This window comes from Actinomycetota bacterium, assembly GCA_018333515.1.
Classification (GTDB): Bacteria; Actinomycetota; Aquicultoria; order Aquicultorales; family Aquicultoraceae; genus Aquicultor.
This window is the reverse complement of sequence record JAGXSZ010000030.1, coordinates 147,542-168,757: the sequence shown is the minus strand read 5'-3', so window position 1 is coordinate 168,757 and position 21,216 is coordinate 147,542. Positions and strand designations below refer to the sequence as shown.

Below are 21,216 nucleotides of genomic sequence, written 5' to 3'. Positions count from 1 at the left end.
GGAAAGCGGGACACGGTAATTCTAACCGGCCGCTCTGAGGTAATCGGCGATGCCTTTTGCTATTCCGTCGGCAAGCTTGCCTTGGTAGCCGGGGTCGTTTAAGAGCGCGTCTTCTTTAGGGTTGCTCATGAAACCGGTCTCGACCAGGATAACCGGAACTTTCGACCAGTTAAACCCGCTGAGATCCTCGCGGGCCACGGTGCCGTTGTCTTTGCCCCAAGTCGTTTTGACGACACTATGCTGTACGAACCGCGCCGCTTTCAGGCTCTCCTCGCTGATCGAAGCGGTCCAGCCGGTTTGCGCCGGGTAGAGTGTCGATATCCCATGCATTTCGGGGTCGGTCGCGCCGTCCGCATGGATTCTGACGAAGAGGTCCGCCTCGTTGCGGTTTGCGACGTCGGCGCGCCGGCTGTTACTTATGTCGACATCGTGAGTCTCTCTCGTCATGACGACCTTGACGCCGTACGATTCGAGGCGTGACTTTAACTTCTCGGCTACGGCAAGGGTAATCTTGTATTCCGGAGTTTTTGAGTCTATACCTGAAGTCCCACTCTGGACTTTAGCTTTGGTTGCCGTCGCTCCAGGACCGATAGGTTCGCGCTCCAGATTGGCTTTGCGCTGATGGCCGGGGTCGATGACTACTACTTTTCCTTCCATTTTGTTTGCGGGCTGAATCGGCGGTGTCGGAAGCGGTTTGACGTCTTCGGCAACGGCAGCTCCCTTGTTGGCCTTACCGTTTTCAGCATAACTCGCGCCGCCGCTTACTTTGACCGTGATCTTGGCGCCCTTCTCGATAGGATGCCCGGGAAGCGGTTTTTGAGTCACTATATAGTTTTTGGGATAGACTTTACTCTCTACCCATCGGTCGATTTTAATCTTTAAACCCTGCTCCTCCGCCGTATTCTGTGCTTTTATGAATCCACGCCCGACCAGCGCGGGTGTATCCCGGGTAGTCGAGGTCTCGGGTGCGTTTTTTGATTTGAGATAACCATAGGCGGTTAATGACGCCGCGATAAGAACGAGGACAGCTATGCCGACTATCGCAAACAATCTGAACCTATTGTTTTTAAAGAATACCGACCCAACCATTACTGCCAAATCCTTCCAGCCTTGAGGCTGATAATAATGCTATTATCGGCACGAACCGGGCTTTTTCTCCAGTCTTTATCAGGACTTTCTTTAATTCGATATTAGAACGGGGGTCGATGACATGCAAGCGCAACCGTAATCTTGCCTATAGGGCGAGCGTATATGATGCCTCCTTGAGCGCGCCTCGGGTACTGTAAATTCTTAGTAGGCAAGTAAGGGCGCGCCGCGCGGTGCGATTGACAGGCAACCGTGAAATGATATAATTACTTCTGCATAAACGTGGCTGCCAAGCCTTATGTTTGGTGCGATTAGTCCGAGTGGCGGAATTGGTAGACGCGCTAGGTTGAGGGCCTAGTGGTAGCAATACCGTGCTGGTTCAAGTCCAGTCTCGGACACCGAAAAACCCGCGAGATATCTCGCGGGTTTTTTTGTAGACATCGGCCCGCATGTTAGTAAAGCACTCGTGGTAAACCCCGGAGTCGAACTCTCTATTAAGGGTTGCAGTTGCCGCAAGGAACATAACCCGCCCGCACCGCCTCGCCCCTGCTCTTAAACGGCACCTGGTTGTGTGGCGCGGGAAGCACCCGGCACGACGGGAGGTGAAACTTTTTGCTATTCCTGTTGCCGATGTAGGCGCCGGGTGATTTAACTTGCGGCCGTTTAAAGCTGGTTTCGGGCGGAGCGCGACCGGTCTCGCCCGACCACAGGCCAACGCCTTTTTCTCGCGCTTCAGCCGCCAACTTCACAAAATAGTCCGCGTATTCGACATCCGGCGGATAGGTCGCGGCCGCCGCGTAGCCTTGCCGCACCAGCTCCGCATTGATAAAAGTCTCGCCGACATAGACGTAACGTAGGAGCCTCCCATACCTGTCGGTCTCACTGACATCCTTGACAAGACTTACTGCTTTGCCGTCGGCCAGCCCGGCGTTCGCTCGTGTCGCCTCGGCGTAGAGGTCCTCGAACCGCTCCGGCGTGTCTATCCCGATATAGCGGACTCTTCTAACCTGCCCGCCGCTTAACCTAACCTCAATCGTATCACCATCGATGACCCGGATGACCTCGCCGCGCTCTTCTATCCGCAATGCCGATTTAGAAGCGGGTGCCGTCGATTGCGTCGCGCCCGGAGCGTCATCCGCAACTTCTTCGGCGCCGGCTGCCGTATTTTCGCTCGTCTTTGATTTGGTGCTCAAATCGCTGCCGCCCGGTAAACAACCAGCCGCCGCAACGACAAACAACATTATGAGAATATGTATGGCGCCGTGCCGAAAAACACTCTTTCGATTATTCACCGTGCCCTCTTTCCCGGTATAGATTCCAGCATATAGCGTCTGATGCGAATTAGTTTTCGAATATAGTGGGCAAAGTTGTGGGCATCTTCAAAGCGCACGTTTCCTCTCTCGAAAATGCCCAGCTAGAGTGACCTGGTGTTTTAATTCGCATCAAACGTATATAGCGATTGGCCGGGTTTAGATGCCTTTAGTTGTCAGCATACCATACTCGATTGTTCGGCGCAGAGCGTATATTATCAATCAGATAGACCCGCATTTAAAGGTTCCAAATAATTAGAATTACGGCCGAACTAGTTTGTATTTCATTTGCCCATAGAGTAGAATCGAAAGTAGATTAATATTGTTAATATTTGGCATGTTATGGTAAAGCGCTCATGAAGTTGTGTAAGGAAATCGAGCCGCAAATCGCTGAACTGCTCGAAAACATGGCGCAGAGCCTTGGCACCGACGCGGCGGGTTTTGCTGTCGTCAACGGTGATGAGTCAATTGGTTACTGCGCGCTCTACAATATAGCCGACCACATGGGAAAACTCTCTGTGTCTAGGGGTATTGACGTTCTGGGGATGGTACTCGCCACGCAAAAAACCACGATTATCGACGACTACACGTCGTTCCCTAAAGCGATATCCGCATGGATTCAGGTAGGGGCCAGGTCTGTTGCCAGCGCGCCGGTACTGGTAAACGGTAATCTGGTAGGCGCAATGACCGCTCTGAGCATCGATAAAGCGCGAAACTTTTCGCAAGCCGATGTCGAAACAATAGAGGCGTTTGCGGGGCGCGCCGCCACGCTGCTTGAAGTAGCGATGTCACGCCAAACCTAGTTCAGCCAATCTCTCCCGCACCGTCGATTGCAAGCTTCAAGACAACAATCGCTATGTCGTCCTCGAGCCGGCTCCCGGTGAAATCCTTTGCGATGTTTACCATCTCCGAGGCGAGTTCCCGCGGGTCCGAGTTTGAATAAATCGTAGAAAGCCCTCCTACTTTTGCCGCCTCGGCGGCCGACTCGGATACACTCGCCTTATCAGCTCTAAGAACTCCCGCTTGCGCTATTCGGTGGAAACTGCCATAGTCATACTCTACGCTCAAAACCAACCAGGCGCAAGCGGGATGCCGGTCTCCTTGTCGCTCATTATCGCGAATTATCGAGGCTGCCTAGTACTCCATCACACGTTTTATGAGTTGTCATTCTGAGCTTTTCTTTGTCATTCTGAGCGAAGCGAAGAATCTCAACTGTTGCCTTATGCCATAGTCTGAGATTCTTCGGTCGGCCAAAGCCTCCCTCAGAATGACAGGCTCTACTCATTACACGTGCGATGATCTACTAGATGATGAAGCGCCGGATGACCTCCTCGACGCCTTCGCTGACGGGAGCTTCGGTTACGTAATCGGCAATCGCCTTCAACTCGTCGGCGGCATTGGCCACAGCCACCCCGAGACCGGCGTACTCGACCATCTCGAGGTCGTTAATATTGTCGCCGATGGCGATTACCTCTTCCCTCTCGATGCCGAGGCGCTCGGCTAATTGCGCCAGCGCCAACCCCTTCGTAGCTTGAGGATGGAGCACGTCCAAGAACCAGTCCGCCGAATTGGTTATCCTCACCTGCGAGTCTAGTTCGCTCTTGAGTGTTTGCGTCAGTATTTGCGCCCTGCCCAAGGGAACCATGAACACCAGCATCGTCGGGTCTTCACCGAGCAACTCCCGTACGTCGGCGACGTGGTGTATATCGACCCCGAGTAAATCGGCATACCTATCGGTCCAATCATGGGCGGTGTCGGTAAAGACGTCGTCGCCGAGGAACGCATAGCGCAAAACGGGTTCGTCCCTCAATAGGCGCAAAGCTTCTCTCGCCTGTTCAGCCGGGACTTTTAACTCGCGATATACCTCATCTGAATACATGCTCCGCATAATCGCGCCGTTGTAGGTGATAACCGGGGTGTCCACGCCCAGCTCATCCGCGTAACGCAAAGCGCCGCGAGACATCCTGCCGGTGGCAATCGTAAACCTCACGCCACGTTCGCTGACTTCGCGAATCATCTCCACCGTATTGCGATTTAAGATTTTATCATCGTCGAGCATAGTGCCGTCCAAGTCCAGCGCCACTAGTTTGTAAGCCAAAATGGTTGTCCTTTCTGAGTGCGCATGCTAAACACGGCGCACATCGCAAACCTGCCGGTCGGCCTCATCTCGGTCGGCCTCATCGTAAATACTTCTTAGCCAGCCCGATTACGCCCTCGTTTAAAAAAAGGTCGAGTATCTCGCGTTTTCTCGCGGCATCGTAGGCGGCGCGCTTATCGTCATCTTTGAGAACCTCGTAAGCGTCGCGAATCTCCAACCACCCGCGCGCCGCGTCTTGCTTCTCCTCGGGAGGAACTTTGTCCGGGTGCTTCTTTTGCGACAAAGCCTTAAAGGCTTTGTCGATTACCTCTTTAGAAGCCGCGGGGTCTACCTCTAACATCCTATAATAATCCGGCAATTTATCCCTACCTTGCTTGTGCGACGCCGCTAGCGACGGCTAGAGCTTTTTCACCATCCCGACCAGTACACTATACCAAAAATAAAACAATCCTGTATAATGAAGAGAACCGGACGCGGCAAACCGAGCGCGGCTTTAAACATTAGCGACACAGGGTGGATAAAATGCGCATAGTCGAAGGTCTCAGAAGCTTTATAAAAAAAGAAGACCCCATTGTTTGGAAGAGCCTGCTTATAGCATCGGCACTGACGCTCATCTTCTATATCTTCGTGCTCGTCTACACGAGATAACGAACGAACCTATTTATCTTCTAGCCTGATAAGATATTCAAAGGCGGCGAGGGCGGCTTTGGCGCCCTCTCCCGCCGCGACGATTATCTGCTTTTGCGGCACATTCGTGACATCCCCGGCGGCAAACAAGCCGGCGACATTGGTGCGGCTGCCGCAATCGACGACGATTTCCCGCTTCTCGTTGAGTTCGACCAGACCGGAGACAAAACCCGAGTTCGGTTCGGACCCTATTTCGATAAAGACGCCGCGCACCGGGAGCTCGCGCAACTCATCGATCTTTCGAGACTTAATTTTTAGGCGCTCCACCGAGTTCCGCCCTTCGATTGCGATGATATCGTAACCCTTGAGTATCTCGATGTTGCTCGCGTCCGTCACCCGCTCCTGGAGGACCGGGTCGGCGCTCCATCCGTATTGGGATATCGCGTAGACCTTGCCCGCGATATCGAGAAGCTGCACTACCGAGCTGAGCGCGGCGTTACCGCCGCCGATTACAGCGACGTCCATCTTGGCGAAGAGCGGGGCGTCGCATGTGGCACAATATGTTACACCTTTGCCGACGAACTCCTTCTCGCCAGGAATCTTAAGATTCCTGGGGGACCTGCCGGTCGCCACAATGACCGTCTTTGTCAGGACTTCCTCGCCACCGTCGAGATGGACGGTGAAGTTTTCTCCTTCTTTCGTCACTTTCTCGGCGGTCTTATGCTCAATCGGGATATTAAACTCCGCTACCTGTTCCTCGAATTTTGCCATGAGTTCCACGCCGGAGATCAGATGATACCCCATATAGTTTTCGATTCCGACGCTCTTTATCGCAAGCCCTCCCACGATATTCGTGTATACGACGCAATCCATTTTTTTGCGCGCGGCATAGACAGCGGAGGTCATCCCCGCCGGCCCCGCACCGATTATCACAACATCTCTCAAAACAAACCCCCCAGCCTTACAGCCCGGCGATAGCCGCTTCGAGCCTGGCCCGGTCGTAGCCGACGATGGCCTGCCCGTCGATTACGGTGACCGGCACCCCAAGTTGGCCCGAAACCTCCACCAGCTCGCCTACTCTGTCAGGTTCAGCCGCCAGGTCGATTTCCTCGAATTCGACCTTCTTTTCCTCGAGAAACTTCTTGAGCAACGAACAATACGCTCAGGTCGGGGTAGAGTACACTTTGATATTCGCCGGCATTCAAACCTCCATGTCCAATATTGATCCAATATCGACCGCTTCCATTGCTAAGCGCATCGACTCTCGACTACCTCTAAGCGCATCGGCTTTGAAAAGCCTCACGCCGCCGGTCGGCGCAGGCCGCGCACGTGCAGTTCGTTGAGCAAATCGACGACGCCCCGCACCGAGAATGCGACGTATTCCGCTATCTTCTTTTGCGTGAAGTTCGCAACCTCTCCGGTTAGCGTCACTACTCCTTCGTTGACGTCCACTTCCATCTCGGTCAAATCGAGGCGTGTGTTTTTAATGAGCGCCCCTCTTACCTCCCGGGCTATCTCGGCGTCGGCAACGCCCATCTCGGGTTTGACCACAAGATGGTTGACGACATCGACGACGCCCGCCACCCATCGCGCGTCGTTTTCGGCCTCGAATTTCTCGACCGTCGAACGTATCGTGCCGCGCAAAAATACGACACCGTCGATGGTCTCGGCGCTGATGTGTTTGTCTTCGACCCACGTATCGAGTTCGAGATTCCTTCTAACGTCTTCGGCGATATCCGCGTCGCTCTTGGTAATCGCCGGAACGACCGTAATGTTGTTGATAACATCTTTTACGCCCCGCACCCTGCCGGCGATTTCCTCGGCAACCGCCTTCTCGTTGTAGGTGTCGACCTGACCGGCGATGACGATAATGCCTTCGATGCCGGCGTTTACGTCTACTTTGGTATGGTCAATCCGCGTATCCGAAGCCAAAGCGCGCTCCACGTCGATTACAGGATCTATATTTGCCATATCGAGAGATACCTCCCACTCCACTAATATTGCCTGGTTGTAGAGTGATTCTACCCGTGTTCGACGCGCCGAAAACATCGAACCGGTGCTGAGCAAAGATAGTTTCCAACGGGAATAGCCGGTCTGTGAAGTGTGTCGTCTTCCATACAGGAGCGCTTTCACTTGATATCGTTGTAATTGCTGACCGACGCGTTGACTTCGGCGCGCTTCGCTTCGTAGCGGTTCACCTCAGCCTGGTGCGAAGCGACCTTTGCGTTATGGGCGACTATCTTCTCATTGTAGAGAACCACCAAGGAGTTGTGCGCCTGGACGGAGCGTTCATAATCGGCCCGGCTCGAAAAGGTGCGTATGTCGAGATTGCGGCGCGCGTCCGTTATCTGCCGGTTAAGGCGGTCCAGGTCGGCCTGGGACGCGACGACCGCCGCCGCCGAGGAATCGATACCTTTGCTCAGCTGGTCGAGTTCGCCCTTACCCCGGTCGACCTCCTCGCGCACTTGGGCGATGTACTTCGTCCGGGCCGAATCGATAGCGAGCGAATGCTCCACATCGACCTCGAGCCCGACATACCGGCAGGTGAAGATGTCGGATTGGTTTATTACCTCATCATGGCGGACATCGGTCAAATAGATATAGGAGGGGCGCAGTTTTTCAAAGGTAACGGCGCCGGTATCTCCCCAGGTGGGGTCAGACGGAACCCAGCCGTGATTCGCCAGGTATACCTCGGCCCAAGCATGCCCTTTGCCGAGGCTCTCCCCTTCGGTGGGAATACCGCCAACATACTTGGCCGGAATCCCTTTGGCCCGGCACAACGCGATAAAGAGGTCGGCATACTCGACGCAAACACCGCTTTTAATCTCAAGGGCGCGGGCGGCGCCATACGTTTTGGCCATCGCTTTTTCCGCTTTCGACTTGTCATACGAGAGGTTTTCAGCCACGAAGTCGTGGATTTTCTTGACGGTATCGACATCATCGATCCCGTTGATTCGCTCGGCGGCCTCGCGTATTGAAGGATGGTCTTTCTCGATAAACCGCTCTTCTTTGGTGTATGCGGCGCGCTCGGCTTCGCTTAACGGCGCGGCCAGACCGGAGTCTCGCGCGGTCGATAGGTCATACCTGAAGAGCTTAAGGGTGACTAGAATCCTAATATCGAAGTCCTCTTGTGGGTCTTCGACTGTGAATTCGGCGTAACGATTGTCCCCGACGTCATATATTCTGGTGGGGTCACGGGAGAAATCCATCCCCAAAACGAGCTGCTTATGCTCTATCGTCTTTGGAATGAGCGTTGTGACGACCGCACCGGGGCCGCCCGCTCCGAGCATCCGCTTGAGCGAGCCCGAATTGCCCCCAGAGACTTTGACGTTGTAAATCATATCAACGGTGACCAGGTCGTTGTCACCGGCCGTTGCCGGGTCGAATTGGTGGGAGTCCGGTGCCTGGACGGTCAAGCTTGCCGGGTCGACCGGTTGAGGCTCTCCCCTGCCGGCATATGACTTTGGCTTCGTCTCCAAGGCGGCTCTCTCACCGTTGCCCGCCATGATGACGTCCTTTATATCATCGCTTAATTTGGAGCCGACCCCGCCCGGCAGGTTGACGCAGCCCGCCGCCGCAGCCCATATCAACAGCGCGATAAGGAGTATCGCCGCTTTGGCCGCCATCTTGATTTTACCGATTCTCATATACGATTTCTCCGCCCAAAATAGTGTGGGTAATATCGGACTTGGTTACGCTCTCCAGAAGATGGTCGTACGGGTTTGTGTGACGCCTCACAGGCGCATCGACGGCAATAAAGTCGGCGCGCTTGCCCGCTTCGATGCTCCCGAGGTCGTCGTCGAACCCGAGAATGCGCGCCGCCTCGATAGTCAGCTTCTCGACGAGTCTCCGCGAACTGAGCCTACTTCTCACCCCGTGCTGTTTCTTAAAGATCGCGCCAACCTTTCGGGCTTCGACAAAGAGGTCGAAGGAGGGGTTGCTCGCGATGCTGTCGGTTCCGATGCCGAAGCTCAATCCGTGCTCCACAAAGCTTCCGATAGGCGCCTCACCCACATTTAGCAACGCGTTGGAGGTCGGACAGACGGCGACGGTTGCGCCTTTCTGCCGCATCAGGGCTATATCGTCATCGTTTAACCACACCCCATGCGCGGCGATGAGCGAATCGTTGACCAGTCCCAGCCCATCCAGAAATTCGGCCGGTGTGCCGCCGGAACCGCCCGCGGCTATCACGTCGAGCGCCAGCCGGTCGCTAATCGTCCGCGCAAGCGCGCCCGAGCCGCTTCGCACGAGTTCGACCTCGTCGGCGGTTTCCGCCAGGTGGACGCTGAGCGGCAGGGCGTACTCCCGCGCGATGTCGGCGCACGCTTTGAGCGCCGCATCGGTCAGGGTATATGCGGAGTGGGGCGAGAGGCCGAGCCTTTGCACTCCGGCTTGGGCGACCGGCTCCGAGCTTTTGAGACGCTCAAGCAAGCCAACGACGTTTTCCATTAGGTTGGAGGCGTCGACCGCTACGACCTCGAGATAGATGAGCGCCGGCATACCGGCCTCGTAAGCGGCTTGCAGGCCCGCGCCCGAGCGTGTTATCTCGGCCGAGCAGGTAATCCCCGCCGCCAGGCTGTCGGCTACCCCTTTTCGAGCCGCCCTCAACCAGTCGTCTCGTTCCATACCGCGCCCCGCCTGGATTATTCCGCCGAGCCACTGCGCGAACGACGCGGGCTCGGAGGCTAGAAAATCAAAGTCAGCGCACTCGAAATGACCGTGGAGGTTGACCAAGCCGGGCATGAGAAGAGCGTCTCCAAAATCATGGAATTCTTCGCGGGGGTTTTCTCTAAGTACGCTTGCGCGTTCGCCGACGGTGACAACGCGTCCGTCTTTGACCAGAACCGCCCCATGCTCGACGGGCGAGCCGGTGATAGGGAGAACCAAATCAGCTGTGTAAATCATATCTTAAGCATAGCCCACTTGCGCCCGCCGCGCTAGAATTTCGCGCGTCCCTAGGAAATAATTCTTCGGCTAATCTTCCTTTAGGAGGGTGTGTTTCCGCAAGCTCACGCACTCACAAGCCGCCGTCGCGTCTGTGTCGCGAAGGGCATCGAGCAAAGTCTTGCCTACCATCTCCGACTCACCGTAAAAGATGTCCGCCAGCTCTTCGTGCGTCCAATCCCGGACGACCCCTTCGGCGTAGTTTACCACCAAGTACATACCCGCGTAACAGGCGCCTATCTCGCGCGCCAAGTATACCTCGGGGCAGATGCTCTGCCCGACGACGTCGGCTCCCCACTGTTTCAACACGGCGACCTCCGCCGGGCTCTCGAAGTGACGCCCGTCGGTGTTGGCGTAGATGCCGCGCTCGAAAAGCCTCGCCGGCGCATGTTTTGCGGCGGCTTCGGCTAAGTTCGCGTGAAGTTCGGGGCAGATGGCTTTTCGCATGACCAGGAGGTAATCGGAACCGATGTTAACGGCCTTTCTCATCGAGTTATCGATATAATCGGTGGGCAAAACGATATCGCGCGGGTTGAGCAGGTGGTTGACGGCGCCGACGCCGCCTTCGACCAGAATGCGCCCAACACCGGCCTCGCGGAAGACCCAAAATATCTGCCGTGACGAAGCCGCTCGCGTCACACCCCGCCGCCAACCGTGCATCTTGCAGGTGAGCACGGCTTTATCGTTGAGTTTGAAGAGCGTAAACGGTGGGCTCTCCCCAAAAGGCGTCTCAAAGACGAGACCTTCTTCTAAGACCTCGATATCCGGCTCACCGAGCGCCCCGGGGAACTTTATCGAAAATGTGCTGGAGCCGCCGATGATGGCGAACCCCGCCGTTGGAATCTGTGTCGACATAAGCGTATTGTCCATCCTTTTCTAGTCCTCTTCCTTAAGAAGGGGCTTCAATCAAACCTCTCGACAATTTCGTATACGGTGTTGCGGCGTGCCGCCTGCTTGCCGGTCGCTTTGATGAGACGCACCATCTCTTCTTTCGTCATCTTATAGGCTAGGCCGGTCGCGCGTACCACGTTCTCCTCTATCATGATGCTCCCCAGGTCGTCGGCGCCGAACGAGAGGCTGAGCTGCCCGATGTCCGCGCCTTGGGTCACCCATGAACCCTGGATATGCTTAATATTATCTAAGAAGAGGCGCGCGACCGCCAGTGTTTTCAGGTAATGGCGCGATGAGACTACGCTGCCGCCCAGCTCGGTCATCCCCGGCTGGTAGGTCCACGAGATAAACGCGCGGAAGCCGCCGGTCTCATCTTGGAGACGCCGGACCTTGCTCATATGCTCGATGCGATCCTCTACGGCTTCGGGGCCGCCCATCATCATCGTCGCCGTGCTCTCGATACCGTTTTCGTGCGCCCTGCGCATGACATCGAGCCAGCGTTCGGCTGAGACCTTGTTCGGGCTGACCGCGTTGCGGTAGTGGTCGACGAGAATCTCGGCGCCCGCGCCGGGGAGCGAATCGAGGCCGGCGTCTCTCAAGCGCCGCAGTGCTTCGTCGACGCTGATGCCGGATATGTCGGCGATATAGGCGACCTCGGGCGCGCCGAGCGAGTGGACAACTATGTCGAAACGCTCTTTTATGCCGCGAAAAAGGTCTTCGAAGTAGTCGATGGTAAGGTCGGGGTGGAGCCCGCCCTGCATCATAATCTGCGTACCCTCCAGCGCTATCGTCTCTTCGATTTTCTTGAATATCGCATCCTTGCTCAAGAGGTAGGCGCCCGCGTCGTCTTTGTCTCGGTAGAACGCGCAGAACTTGCACTTGCTGGTGCAGATGTTCGAGTAGTTGATGTTGCGGTCGATGATAAAGGTGACGGTCTCTCCGAAGAGCCGCTCCCGCACGCTGTCGGCGGCCGCGCCGACCGCGAGCAAGTCTCCCTCGTTTAGCAGGTATAGCGCTTCTTCTTCGGTCAAGCGCCTGCCGGCGAGCACCTCGTCGAGTATCGATTGCCGGTCCATTATACCTCCACGAACTCGAGCTTCGGTATCTCCTGGATGAAGCCGAGTTCATACGCGCGAGTGGCGTAAGCGAGCAGGTCTTCCCGGTATGGGGCGTCGAGGTCGAACCTTAGGCTTGCGAAGTAGTCCCTCAAGAAGTCCGCTTCGAAATTTTCCCAGCGCGACACCGCAACCGCTATCTCGTCGACCTTCTCGATACTGTATGCCATCGATTTCATAAACCCCTCGTAAATCTCTTTTACCAGGTCGGGGTTTTCGGCGGCGAAGATGCGCCGCGCCGCCCATACCGCGAAGACCATCCGCCTGCCCGTCAACTCTTTCCATTCTTTGCCGAGATCGTATAGGTAGAGGTCTTGGGGCGGCTCGTGGAGCACGCGCAAAGCGTGGTCGCCTATGAGCAACGCGCCGTCGGCCTCCATCAACATCTCGGACAAATCGGGCGGGCACGAGAAATACTTCGGTGACAGGCCATATTTGTCGCGAAGGATGATGCGCGTAAGCGTCTGCGAGGTAGCCGAGGTGTTGGTCAGCGCCACCAGGCGGCCGTCCATCTCCTCGATGGGGACCTTGCTTATGAAAAGGATGCTCTTTACCTCGCCGTCGGCGGCGACCGCCAGGTTCGGCATGAGCATCAGGTCTTTGTAGTTGCGGCAGTACTCGATAGAGGATATCGGGCTGATATCGAGCTTGCCTTCGAGCAACCATTTATTGAGTTCGGTCGGCGTGCCCTTGACAAGCTCTACATCGAGCAAAACGTTATTTTGGACGAGGCCATAGTAGAGCGGCAGGCAGTTTATAAACTGGATATGGCCGACTCGTGGTCTAAGCAATTACGATTCCTCCAGGTATGTTTGGCGCTTTTTACAGCGGTAATGCCGCTAACGGTAATGCCGGTCGCGCTAATCCTCGTAGACCTTTAAAACGTTGTAGAGCGTGTCGCGTTCGACCGGCGTACGCCCGGCGTCTTTAATAAGGTCGATAAGCTCGTCTTTTTCAATCGACTCGCCCGTTTGAGCGCCGGCGGATTTGGTTATCTTCTCCTCAACGACCGTGCCGTCGAGGTCGTCGACGCCGAAGTCAAGCGAGAGCTGCGCCAGCTTCAAGCCGACCATTATCCAGAACGCTTTGACGTGGTCGAAATTGTCGAGCATGAGCCGCGCGACCGCGAAGGTCTTGATCTCATCGAACGCGGTCGTCCTGCTGATACCGGTAAGCGCGGTGTTGTCCGGGTGAAATGGGAGCGGGATGAAGCTCTGGAAACCGCCCGTCTCATCCTGGAGCTCACGGAGTGTTATCAGGTGGTCGACGCGCTCCTCTATCGTCTCGACATGCCCGTAGAGCATCGTCGCGTTGGATTTGAGACCGAGCCCGTGGGCGGTTCTCATGACCTCGAGCCACTCCTCGCCGCTCGCTTTCTTCTCGCAGGTAAGGCCGCGCACTCGTCCGCTGAATATCTCGGCTCCCCCGCCGGGCATCGAGCCCAGGCCCGCGTCTTTTAGCTTCTGGAGCACCTCGCGGATGCTAAGGCCCGTTATCTGGGCGAAGTAGTCTATCTCGACCGCCGTAAACGCCTGGATATGTATATCGGGCAAGGCTTTCCCGCACTCGCTGATTACTTCGAGATAGTAGTCGAAGGGAAGGTCCGGGTGGAGCCCGCTGACGATGTGAAGCTCGGTGGCGCCAAGAGCCGGTGCTTCGAGCGCGCGCCCGAGCGCCTCATCTAGCGTCATCGTATACGCGTGCGCATCACCCTTGTCGGCGCTGAACGCACAGAACTTGCAGCGTGAAACGCACACGTTCGTCAGGTTGATGTGGCGATTGACGTTGAAGTAGGCGTAATTGCCGGTTTTCTGCTCTTTGACATAGCGCGCGAGCCGCCCCAGGGTGAGGATATCATTGCAGTTATATAGTGCGATACCGTCTTCGCGCGAAAGCCGCTCGCCGGAGAATACCTTTTCTTCGATCTCCTTTATGTTGATGTCCGCGCTCACTATCGACATGTTTACCTCCGAGTTGGTTCAAGTTTTGGAATCAATTCTACCTGCTCGACGACCCTACTCCCACCTCTTAAAAAGCTCGTGCTCTACCTCGAGCTGGTCGAGAACTTTGCCGACGACAAAATCGACCATGTCGCTGACGGTCGCGGGTTTATGGTAGAACGCCGGCATGGGCGGGACTATCTTGGCTCCCGCCTCTTCGGCGGCCAAAAGATTCTTCAAGTGTATCCTGCTTAACGGGGTCTCCCTCGGCACCAGAATCAAGCGCCGCGACTCCTTGAGCATGACATCGGCGGTGCGCTCGATAAGGTTGGATGAGAGCCCGTTTGCGACCGCGCCGAGCGTCGCCATGCTGCACGGTATTATGACCATGCCGGCGGTGCGGTGCGAGCCGCTGCAGACCGGCGCCATAAAATCGTCGTTGCTATAGTATTTAAGGAGGCTCTCGGCCTCGGGAATGCCGAGCTTCCCGGCAAAGACGGAGACCACCTGTTCATCGTCGAAATAGTAATCGCACTCGTGGGCGAGGACCAACTTTCCGGGCTCGGAGATTATAAGTGATACCTGGTGGCCGCGCTCGATGAGCGTCTCGACGAGGCGCACCCCGTAGATACTACCGCTGGCTCCGGTTACGGCGACGACGTGTTCCAAACTACGCCATCCCCTTAATCAAATATCGCGCGGCGAAGTCGAGGCCGGTAAAGGCGAAAATCTGCAGGCTTATGAAGCCGTTTATCGTGAAAAAAGCCACATTAACCTTGGATAGATCATCCTCTTTGACCATCCGGTTTTCGTACGCCAAGAGCAGCGCCGTTATCGCCACCCCGATATAGTAGACCACGCCCAAGTCGAACGCGACACCAACGGTAAAGAGCAGGCACACCGTCAGCACATGAAAAGTCCTGGTCACAAGGAGCGCTTTTTTAACTCCAAAGACCGCCGGAATCGAGAAGAGCTTATCTTTGCGGTCGAAATCGATATCCTGGCACGCATAGATGATGTCGAAACCGGCCACCCACAAGGTCACCGCCGCGCCTAAGACTACGACGGGCCAGCTAAGGCCGTTGGTTATAGCTATCCAGGCGGCGATGGGCGCAAGACCGAGGCTTACGCCCAGGACTACATGACTCAGCCAGGTAAACCGCTTCGTGTAAGAATAAATCAAGAAGGGAAAGACGATAGCCGGCCAGACGAGACGGGCCAGCGGGGCGAGCTGGTAGGTAGCGACAAAAAAGACGATCAGGCTAACGGCGCTAAACACCAGCACATAGTTGTTGTTGAGCTTGCCGGCGGGTATCGCGCGATCCTCGGTACGCGGGTTGCGCGCATCTATCTCTCTATCGATATAGCGGTTTATCGCCATGGCGAAACTACGCGCTCCGACCATCGCAACGGTAATCCAAAATATCTCCGCGATGCTCGGGAGCCCGTTCGCCGCAAGCACCATGCCCATGTAGGCGAAGGGCAGGGCGAAGATAGTATGTTCGAACTTGATCATCTCAAGGACGACCTTAAGCTTACCCAAGACCGTATTCCTTCCATTTTTCATCTACCATCTTGCGGGTGGCTTCGTCCATCACGATGTCATCCGGCCACTCGCGGGTATGCCCCTCTTCCGGCCACTTCTTGGTCGCGTCGATACCCATCTTCGACCCGAACCTCGGTGTGTTCGATGAGTGGTCGAGCGCGTCGAGGGGGCCCTTCACAATCATAATATCACGAGCCGGGTCGACATTGTTAAATACCTTCCACAAGACTTCCGACATATTCTGCGCGTCGACGCGCTCGTCGACGACGATTATCATCTTGGTGAACATCATCTGCCCGAGCCCCCATATCGCGCTCATAGCTTTGAACGCGTGCGCCGGATAGCTCTTCTTTATAGAGATGATGGCGCAATTATGGAAAACACCTTCGAGCGGCAGGTTGAGGTCGACTATCTCGGGCAGCGCCGTCTTGAGCATCGGCAAGAATATGCGCTCGGTAGCCTTGCCCATATAGCAGTCCTCCATCGGCGGCTTGCCGACGATGGTCGCCGGGTAGATGGGGTCCTCGCGCATGGTGATGCACTTTACGTGGAAGACCGGGTAGTAATCGGCGAGCGAGTAGTAGCCGGTGTGGTCGCCGAAGGGACCTTCCCAGCGCGTCTCCTCGTGGTCGACGTAGCCTTCGAGGATAATCTCGGCGCGCGCCGGGACCATCAAGTCAACGGTCTTCGCTTTTACGACTTCGACGGCTTGACGGCGGATTATCCCGGCGAAGAATAACTCCTCCAGCTGGGGCGGGAGCGGCGCGGTCGCCGAATATATCGTCGCCGGGTCGCCCCCGAGCGCGACCGCTACCTCGATCGGCCGGCCCTGTCGCTGACACTTGCGATAATATTGGGCGCCGTCGTGGTGCTCGTGCCAATGCATCCCCGTGGTCGTGTCGTCGAATACCTGCATCCGATACATACCTAGGTTTTGCCTGCCGCTATCGGGGTCTTTGGTGATAACCAGCGGTAGCGTGATAAATTTGCCGCCGTCCTGGGGCCAACACTTGAGTACCGGCATATCGTTGAGCGAGAAATTCTCGGTTAAGACCACTTCCTGACAAGGGGCGTTCTTGACCTCCTTCGGTTTGTAGTCGGCGATATTTTTGAGCTTGAAGAGCATCGATAATTTTTGCCAGAAGTTGCCCGGCTCGCCGTCGGGCAGAAGCTCGGCGAGTTTCCGCGGGACCTCGTCGAGCTTATTTACGCCAAGAGCCCAGCTCATGCGCTCGTAAGAACCGAATGCGTTCATCAAAACAGGCATGCTGAAGCCTTTGGGATTTTCAAAGAGGAGGGCCGGTCCATATGCCTTGCTGATGCGGTCGGTTATCTCGGTGATTTCGAGGTCGGGGTCTACTTCGGCCTTGACCCGCTTGAGCTGCCCCTTACTCTCAAGATACTTTATGAAATCTCTCAGGTCTTTATATACCATAATCCTGTGTCCACCTCTCATTTATTAGTAAATGATTATACCTTTTGCTTATGGCTTGTTGCAATTTATTACAGTTACCACCGAACGCCAAACATTAAAAATCTTCTAAAATATCGTTGACAACTTCGAAACCATTTGATATTCTGGTAATAGACCCCAAGGGGCTGAACGAGAGGCGTTCAAGAAAGTGAACGTACCAGGAGCGGCTTTAAGGCAAGAGACGAAAGATTATGGTCGTGAGACCAGAACGAGTAATTGTCTGCCGAGAAGTACGAAACGGGAACTTCACAAGTAAGGAATAATCTCAAGCGAGGTTTCTTGGGGTTCTTTATTTTGTCTTTTTTTTGACCTTCCACTTCCCCGGCAGCGATATCTCCATCGGCTCGCGCAATATCGACGGCCCACCCATGCCTCCACTAAGCCCATGCCTCCACTAAGCTCGCCCGGCGCGAACCGCGTGACGAAATCGGTTGTTGCGCGATTAAAAAGGGATGACTTGGGGCTTGCTTGAAGAAGAACCGGCAATGGCATAAAATATGATTGCCCCGCTGATGGTCGGCTTACCAACAGCGAAACGTCCAGGTCGGCATCGAGAGGGGCGTTCGAACCTTGATGGAGGATAGGCTGTCTTGCAATACGACTCGCGGTACGCAAACATAAGAAACACCCTGATATTTGTTTTGATTCTAAACTTGCTGGTAGCGGCGGCCAAAGGGTTCTACGGCTATTACACCCACTCGGTCAGCATGCTCGCCGACGGCTTTCACTCGCTCTTCGATGGGACCTCCAATATCATCGGGTTAATCGGCATATATATCGCATCGAAACCGGCCGACCCCGACCATCCTTACGGCCACACGAAATTCGAGACGATTGCCTCGCTCGGCATCGGCGTCCTGCTCTCCATCACCGCGGTGCAAATACTTATCGCATCCTATCGACGGCTCTTTACCGGCGCCGAGCCCGACATCACCACATTAAGCTTTATCATCATGGCTGTGACCATAGCCGTCAACATCGTCGTCACCACCTACGAGCACCGCAAGGGCAAGGCGCTCTCTAGCGAGTTGTTGGTCTCCGACGCACTCCACACGAGAAGCGATATCTTCGTATCGATCTCGGTTATCGGCAGCCTGATAGCGGTGCGACTGGGCTTTCCGATTGTCGATGTCATCGTGGCGCTCATTATCGCGGGGGTCATCGGTTTTATGGCCGTCTCGATACTGAAAGAGACCTCGAACGTGCTGTGTGACGCATCGGCCATCGAGTACGATGAGATACGCGGCGTGGTCTTGCACATCGCGGGGGTACGGGACAGTCACGCTATCCGTACCCGCGGCAGAAGAAGCGAGATATACCTCGACCTCCATGTGCTGGTCGACCCGAAGCTTAGCATAGACAAAGCGCACGATATCTCAGATGTGGTCGAAGCGGAGATTCGAAGGTGTTATCCGGAGATAACCGATGTTCTCGTCCATGTCGAGCCGTACAAGGACTAGAGGTAGCTATGGGACGAGGTCTGCTAGAAGAGGCTCTTTTGCTAGAAGAGGCTCTCCTGCTCGAATTCGTCTAGGTTTGCCGCGCGTTGCGTATTCGAGTCACGCCCCTGTCCCCTTCCGAATGTCGGGTCGCCGCTTTGATACGCGTCGATGGCCATGTTCGCGAGTTCGTCCGCGTGCGCGTTCTCGCTGCGGTAGACGTGTCTGACCTCGAACTTTTTAACATCGGCGGCGAGTATTTTTATGCGTTTATGGAGCGGTTTTAGCCCCTCGTTTTTGACTTTGTATTCACCGCGAAGCTGTTTGACGAGAAGCTCGCTATCGGCGCGAACCTCGATCTCCTTCGGGTTGAAGAGCAGGGCGCGCTCGAGCGTCAGGATAAGGGCTTTATACTCGGCGACATTGTTGGTCGCCTCACCCAGATATTCGGATACCTCGGCGAGAAGTTTGCCGTCGGCGTTTCGAATCTCGCCACCCGCGCCCGCCGGCCCGGGGTTACCCCTGGCCGCGCCGTCGGTATGGAGTACGAGTTTCGCTGTGTTTGCGCTCACCATATCTATCATTCCGTAGGTTTCACAAAAATTCTGCCGCAGTTGGAGCAGCGCTCGAGCGCCGTCGATTCGTGTATGTGGTCGGCTTCGGTGCTCGGCAAATCGACCCGGCACCCCTGGCAAATCTCGCCCGCGAGGACGGTCACGGCAACCCGGTGTTTCAGTCTGACCTTATCATATAGACGGCGCGCGTCCTCACTGAGCGCGGTGTAGACCGGCTCGCGCTTCGCCCTCCAGCCGTCGCGCTCACCCGCTATCCGCGCCAGCTCATCCTCCATTCGCCGCCGCGCGGCATCTCGCTCAGCAGTGCGCTTTTGCAACCGCTCGCTAATCGCCTTGTCATCGGATTTGGAACCGTCCACGACCTCGCTCTGCTCAAGAAGCTCCAGCTCGGTGTTGTCGGCTTGGACTTTGAGATGCGCCAGCTCCCGCTGGATGCTTGCAAGCTCCTTGGGGATGGTCACTGTTCCGCTATAAAGGCGCTTCTCCTCCTTGGCGATTTTTGCGTTAAGGCCTTCCAGGACATCCTCGTGCTTCTTGAGAAGCGCGGCCTCCTCGCGCAACTTCTTCGCGACATTGGCGTAGAGCGCCTCTACCTTTGCGACCTCGTCTCTTAACGCGAGATAAGTATCGCGCTCGGCCAGGTTGGCCTCGCGGTAATCGAGCGCGTCGATGTGTGAGTCGATTTCCTGTAGTTCGGCCAGGGTCTTGTAATCGTCCATAATCAGTCCTTGTTCCATGGGCTGGTGTCTATCTCGGAGACCACTACCTCCACGTTCATGCCCGACTCATATAAACGCCTTTGCAACTCTTTTGCCAGCTCGGGGACGATAAGCCGCTCGGTTTCGGCATGGCCGGCATCTACGAGAGCCAACCCCATCGCTTTAGCGGCATGCGCCGCATGGTGCTTAATATCCCCGGTGATAAAGACGTCGGCGCCTGCGGCTTTCGCGACGCCGATAAGCTCGCCGCCGCTGCCTCCGCAGACCGCTACCCTTCTCACCATTATATCCAAATCGCCCGAGACCCGCAGTTCGCAATCGAGCTGGTCGCTCCAGTGCTCGGTGCAATCGCGGAGCGAGCGCTCCTTTAGCATATTACCGATGCGCCCGAAACCCACCCCCGGCGGCGGCGTTTTTACCTCGTAGAGGTCGTAGGCGACCTCCTCATACGGGTGCACCTCGAGCATAGCGGCTATGACTCGGTCTACGCGGTCGGGGCTTACCAGCATCTCCAGCCGGTACTCGTCGACCTCGTTCAATTCGCTGACCTCTCCAAGGTACGGGTGCGCTCCGAGCATCGGGTAGAAGGTGCCCGTCCCCTCGGTTCGAAACGTACAGTGACTGTATTCCCCTATGACGCCGCTGCCCGCGTCTCCCATCGCCGATATCAAATCGTCCACGTTCTCGCGCGGGACGAAGACCGCGATTTTGTACATCTGGATATCGCGCGCCTGCAGGAGCACCCCTATGTCCTGGAGACCGAGCACGCGCGCCAAGACATCGCTAACACCGTCGCGGGTCCGGTCGAGATTGGTATGCGCCGCAAATACCGATATGCCGGCTTGCAAAAGCTCGGTGATGATTCCGCCGATATGGTCGTCGGCGATAACGCGCTCGAGGTTTTGAAATATCAGCGGGTGGTGCGAGATTATGAGTTGCGTGCCCTTCGCTTTCGCTTCCTTGACGACTTCTTCGGTGACTTCGAGTGTGACCAGTACCCTGTTGACCGACGATCGCGAACTGCCGACTTGTAAGCCGACCCTATCCTGGTCGGACTTGAGATACGCCGGCGCGATACTGTTGATTATGCCGGTTACTTGCGAGACAATCGCCAAATTTACCACCCCCACTAGTAGTAGAATCATGGTAGCACAATGGGGGCGGGTTGAGTAGCTGGTTAGCTTGTTTAACAGACAACCAAGCCCACGGTATATTATTGCACCGTTTGTTATAATGGGATAAGAGACGAGTAATTAATTGCATAGGATTTAACGAGTTCCCGTTCATTTTTTATTAAAAGAACGGGAAGAATCATCTTAGGAGAAAAAGGAGGTTGAATCCATGTTGTGTGAACGATGCAGCCGGCGCCCGGCAACTGTGACTTATACGCAGATAAAGGGCGACAAAAAAGAAATTGCGCACATCTGTGAGGAGTGCGCACGCGAAGTCGGT

Annotated in this window: 22 protein-coding genes and 1 tRNA gene; 3 read left to right on the top strand and 20 right to left on the bottom strand. The window is 55.8% G+C overall.

Translation table 11 applies throughout. From position 1 onward, the window contains the following. Nucleotides 1–21 precede the first annotated feature (21 nt). The gene (locus KGZ93_07965; GenBank protein MBS3909547.1) at nucleotides 22–1,089 is read right to left on the bottom strand and encodes an N-acetylmuramoyl-L-alanine amidase; all 1,068 of its coding nucleotides are present in this window, start codon (nucleotides 1,087–1,089) and stop codon (nucleotides 22–24) included. 311 nt (nucleotides 1,090–1,400) lie between these two features. On the opposite strand from KGZ93_07965, the gene KGZ93_07960 reads away from it, so the two are divergent. Next, a tRNA-Leu gene (locus tag KGZ93_07960) sits at nucleotides 1,401–1,484 on the top strand. A gap of 96 nt (nucleotides 1,485–1,580) precedes the next feature. Here KGZ93_07960 and KGZ93_07955 read toward each other — a convergent pair. Continuing rightward, a complete protein-coding gene (locus KGZ93_07955) occupies nucleotides 1,581–2,378 on the bottom strand; it encodes a thermonuclease family protein (GenBank protein ID MBS3909546.1) in 798 nt (265 codons plus the stop codon). Nucleotides 2,379–2,752: 374 nt separating this feature from the next. Here KGZ93_07955 and KGZ93_07950 point away from each other — a divergent pair, with 374 nt between their 5' ends. Then, nucleotides 2,753–3,199 (top strand): GAF domain-containing protein, encoded by a 447-nt coding sequence (locus KGZ93_07950; protein ID MBS3909545.1) that lies wholly within the window; start codon nucleotides 2,753–2,755, stop codon nucleotides 3,197–3,199. Nucleotide 3,200: 1 nt separating this feature from the next. On the opposite strand, the gene KGZ93_07945 is transcribed toward KGZ93_07950, so the two are convergent. The 15 genes from KGZ93_07945 to KGZ93_07875 all read right to left on the bottom strand — a co-directional run bounded on the left by KGZ93_07945 (nucleotide 3,201) and on the right by KGZ93_07875 (nucleotide 16,992). Beyond that, nucleotides 3,201–3,464: a hypothetical protein gene (locus tag KGZ93_07945; protein ID MBS3909544.1), complete on the bottom strand. Its 264-nt coding sequence runs from the start codon at nucleotides 3,462–3,464 to the stop codon at nucleotides 3,201–3,203. Nucleotides 3,465–3,699: 235 nt separating this feature from the next. Continuing rightward, entirely contained in the window at nucleotides 3,700–4,494 is a 795-nt protein-coding gene (locus KGZ93_07940) for an HAD family phosphatase (GenBank protein MBS3909543.1), read from the bottom strand. Between the two features lie 79 nt (nucleotides 4,495–4,573). Continuing rightward, complete coding sequence (locus tag KGZ93_07935) at nucleotides 4,574–4,834, bottom strand: DnaJ domain-containing protein (protein MBS3909542.1); 261 nt, start codon at nucleotides 4,832–4,834, stop codon at nucleotides 4,574–4,576. 317 nt (nucleotides 4,835–5,151) lie between these two features. Then, entirely contained in the window at nucleotides 5,152–6,066 is a 915-nt protein-coding gene (locus KGZ93_07930; protein ID MBS3909541.1) for an FAD-dependent oxidoreductase, read from the bottom strand. Nucleotides 6,067–6,082: 16 nt separating this feature from the next. Next, entirely contained in the window at nucleotides 6,083–6,322 is a 240-nt protein-coding gene (locus KGZ93_07925) for a glutaredoxin family protein (protein MBS3909540.1), read from the bottom strand. A gap of 98 nt (nucleotides 6,323–6,420) precedes the next feature. Continuing rightward, nucleotides 6,421–7,092 carry a BON domain-containing protein gene (locus tag KGZ93_07920; GenBank protein MBS3909539.1) on the bottom strand — a complete coding sequence of 224 codons (672 nt, stop codon included), beginning with the start codon at nucleotides 7,090–7,092 and terminating at the stop codon, nucleotides 6,421–6,423. A gap of 158 nt (nucleotides 7,093–7,250) precedes the next feature. After that, nucleotides 7,251–8,768, bottom strand: a complete 1,518-nt coding sequence (locus KGZ93_07915) for a transglutaminase domain-containing protein (protein MBS3909538.1) — start codon at nucleotides 8,766–8,768, stop codon at nucleotides 7,251–7,253. After that, nucleotides 8,755–10,026, bottom strand: a complete 1,272-nt coding sequence (locus KGZ93_07910; protein ID MBS3909537.1) for an amidohydrolase family protein — start codon at nucleotides 10,024–10,026, stop codon at nucleotides 8,755–8,757. The genes KGZ93_07915 and KGZ93_07910 overlap by 14 nt, the downstream gene beginning before the upstream one ends. Before the next feature lie 69 nt (nucleotides 10,027–10,095). After that, nucleotides 10,096–10,920 (bottom strand): MTAP family purine nucleoside phosphorylase, encoded by an 825-nt coding sequence (locus KGZ93_07905; protein MBS3909536.1) that lies wholly within the window; start codon nucleotides 10,918–10,920, stop codon nucleotides 10,096–10,098. A gap of 47 nt (nucleotides 10,921–10,967) precedes the next feature. Continuing rightward, the gene (gene mqnC / locus KGZ93_07900) at nucleotides 10,968–12,032 is read right to left on the bottom strand and encodes a dehypoxanthine futalosine cyclase (GenBank protein MBS3909535.1); all 1,065 of its coding nucleotides are present in this window, start codon (nucleotides 12,030–12,032) and stop codon (nucleotides 10,968–10,970) included. Next, a complete protein-coding gene (locus KGZ93_07895; protein ID MBS3909534.1) occupies nucleotides 12,032–12,862 on the bottom strand; it encodes a menaquinone biosynthesis protein in 831 nt (276 codons plus the stop codon). The genes mqnC and KGZ93_07895 overlap by 1 nt, the downstream gene beginning before the upstream one ends. A 69-nt stretch (nucleotides 12,863–12,931) precedes the next feature. Next, nucleotides 12,932–14,032 carry an aminofutalosine synthase MqnE gene (gene mqnE, locus KGZ93_07890; protein ID MBS3909533.1) on the bottom strand — a complete coding sequence of 367 codons (1,101 nt, stop codon included), beginning with the start codon at nucleotides 14,030–14,032 and terminating at the stop codon, nucleotides 12,932–12,934. A gap of 54 nt (nucleotides 14,033–14,086) precedes the next feature. Next, nucleotides 14,087–14,680 carry a UbiX family flavin prenyltransferase gene (locus tag KGZ93_07885; protein ID MBS3909532.1) on the bottom strand — a complete coding sequence of 198 codons (594 nt, stop codon included), beginning with the start codon at nucleotides 14,678–14,680 and terminating at the stop codon, nucleotides 14,087–14,089. Nucleotide 14,681: 1 nt separating this feature from the next. Next, entirely contained in the window at nucleotides 14,682–15,578 is an 897-nt protein-coding gene (gene ubiA, locus KGZ93_07880; GenBank protein ID MBS3909531.1) for a putative 4-hydroxybenzoate polyprenyltransferase, read from the bottom strand. Further along, the gene (locus KGZ93_07875) at nucleotides 15,547–16,992 is read right to left on the bottom strand and encodes a menaquinone biosynthesis decarboxylase (GenBank protein MBS3909530.1); all 1,446 of its coding nucleotides are present in this window, start codon (nucleotides 16,990–16,992) and stop codon (nucleotides 15,547–15,549) included. The genes ubiA and KGZ93_07875 overlap by 32 nt, the downstream gene beginning before the upstream one ends. Before the next feature lie 629 nt (nucleotides 16,993–17,621). On the opposite strand from KGZ93_07875, the gene KGZ93_07870 reads away from it, so the two are divergent. Continuing rightward, nucleotides 17,622–18,491, top strand: a complete 870-nt coding sequence (locus tag KGZ93_07870; GenBank protein MBS3909529.1) for a cation transporter — start codon at nucleotides 17,622–17,624, stop codon at nucleotides 18,489–18,491. A gap of 41 nt (nucleotides 18,492–18,532) precedes the next feature. Here KGZ93_07870 and KGZ93_07865 read toward each other — a convergent pair whose 3' ends face one another. The 3 genes from KGZ93_07865 to KGZ93_07855 are packed head-to-tail and all read right to left on the bottom strand — an operon-like array spanning nucleotide 18,533 to nucleotide 20,909. After that, nucleotides 18,533–19,045 (bottom strand): ribonuclease HI family protein, encoded by a 513-nt coding sequence (locus tag KGZ93_07865; GenBank protein MBS3909528.1) that lies wholly within the window; start codon nucleotides 19,043–19,045, stop codon nucleotides 18,533–18,535. Between the two features lie 5 nt (nucleotides 19,046–19,050). Beyond that, a complete protein-coding gene (locus KGZ93_07860) occupies nucleotides 19,051–19,764 on the bottom strand; it encodes a hypothetical protein (GenBank protein MBS3909527.1) in 714 nt (237 codons plus the stop codon). 2 nt (nucleotides 19,765–19,766) lie between these two features. Beyond that, nucleotides 19,767–20,909 (bottom strand): Nif3-like dinuclear metal center hexameric protein, encoded by a 1,143-nt coding sequence (locus KGZ93_07855; GenBank protein MBS3909526.1) that lies wholly within the window; start codon nucleotides 20,907–20,909, stop codon nucleotides 19,767–19,769. Between the last annotated feature and the right edge of the window lie 307 nt (nucleotides 20,910–21,216).